General features: G+C 58.8%; 1 protein-coding gene. It reads right to left on the bottom strand.

Features of this window, described 5'->3' with window-relative positions; all coding sequences use genetic code 11:
• Positions 1 to 53: 53 nt before the first annotated feature.
• The gene (locus IEY63_RS22025; protein WP_189071139.1) at positions 54 to 803 is read right to left on the bottom strand and encodes a hypothetical protein; all 750 of its coding nucleotides are present in this window, start codon (positions 801 to 803) and stop codon (positions 54 to 56) included.
• Between the last annotated feature and the right edge of the window lie 813 nt (positions 804 to 1,616).

Genomic DNA, 1,616 nt, shown 5'->3' with positions numbered 1-1,616 from the left:
TCGGGTACGAGCTGCTCGACCATGATCGGAACATAGTCCGACGTGTTCTGTCCTCAGGCTCTAAGGGGAATGTGGGGGATATCAGCGACCTTGCAGGCTTTCCAGAGCTGTGTGCGGAGATCTTCGGGAGTCATCGCGAAGATGGGGAGGGCCTGCTCGGTGGCGTAGAGGGGACCGCCGGCTGCTTTGAGGAGGGGTTCCAGAGCGAGCTGGGCCGGTTTCGAGAGGGTGGTGACGATCCTTGCGCGGAGAAGTTCCCCAGTGCTGGGCTCGTACCGGGACCATTTGAGTCCAAGCAGTTCCCTGACCTGGAAGGCGTGCTCGTCGATGAGCGTGAGGGCGGCGAAGAGATCGGGGCGACTGGCTTTCGCAGTTCTCAGGAGCTGTTCGATGTCCTCACGGTCTGGGATGGGGTCGCTGGCGTGTTCGCTGCCAGGGTTGGGGTAGCCAGTCATGGGGTTGGTGGTCAGCACGCCTTCGGTGATCAGGGCGTCGTAGAAGACGCGCAACGTGACGACGCGGGCGGTGAGGGTGTTGATTTTGAGGGGGCCAGGGCCGCGGTTGGGGGTGGAGAGCGGGCCAGCGAGCCAGGTGTGGAAGTGTGCTGGGGGCTGGAGCAGGTCGATATCGTCGGTCTGGGCGTGGGTGAAGACCTGTCTGAGGTTGCTGTGGACCTGAGCGAGGGGGCGGCTGAGCGCTTCAATCCCAAGGGTGGCGGCGATGGTGTCGAGGTCGTACTCGCGGAAGGCTTGGCTGAGTTTGAGGGCGCGTTCGTCGGCGGGGTGGAGGGTGTCACCTGGCATCTTTATACAATTATATAGGATCGTATAAAAAACGTGACCCGTATACTTGCCTCTCGCATTCTCCTGCGCTTCTTGAGCATGGTGGATTTAACGTGGCTAAAGATTCACGATGCAGAGGCAAGAGCGAAAGCCTTCGTCAGCTGGTGCCTGATCAAAGAAAGATGCATCCGCAGGGGATAGATGAAACGCAGGCAAACAAGGAGAAGGCCTTTCCATTCCAGGGCCATTGCTGGCTAGGCGCAGTACCACCAGCTAAATGTCGGCAACCGGGTCGCGTGTAATTTCTGCGCTAACCGTTATTTCCGGCACATGGGAGCCCTTTAGCTCCAGTAGGCAACTGAATACTGGGGTTAGGGCCTATAGAACGGCGGAATGGACGGCTCCGCCGCTTAAAGTAGACCCATCACACAATCTGACCCGACGGATCTTTCCGGGCGGCGTCAAACGCCGAGTCCGAGTGTTTCATGAAATACAAGCTATGCACCGGCGTCCAACCTTTTAGCTTCGCGGGCGTCGTCTTAACGCCGCCGCTGCCACCACCGGTCGAATTCGCTCTGTTGCCTAGGCGCATGCACTGTTTGGACAGATTCATCTCTAAAGCGCTACCGGCCTCAAGAATCACCTGTTGCTGATCATGCCTGCATAGGGAACGCCGGGTAAGCCCAGTGGGGCATCCCTCTCACCGCAGTCAAGCGGGATTTTTGGCTTGGCTTACCATCACTCTCAAGGGCCTACGGACGTCGTGTAGGAAGTGAGGGTGCCCCAATTGCGGTTCCAGCCGATTTGCAAATCTCAGCGTACCTCAGCCCGCCT

It is taken from the genome of Deinococcus radiotolerans (genome assembly GCF_014647435.1).
Taxonomy (GTDB): domain Bacteria; phylum Deinococcota; class Deinococci; order Deinococcales; family Deinococcaceae; genus Deinococcus; species Deinococcus radiotolerans.
Note: the sequence above shows the minus strand (reverse complement) of the source record. Positions and strands in the feature narration are given on the sequence as shown.

Excerpts from the sequence above, each read along its gene's own strand:
- IEY63_RS22025 (WP_189071139.1), bottom strand. The coding sequence starts at position 803 with ATGCCAGGTGACACCCTCCACCCCGCCGACGAACGCGCCCTCAAACTC.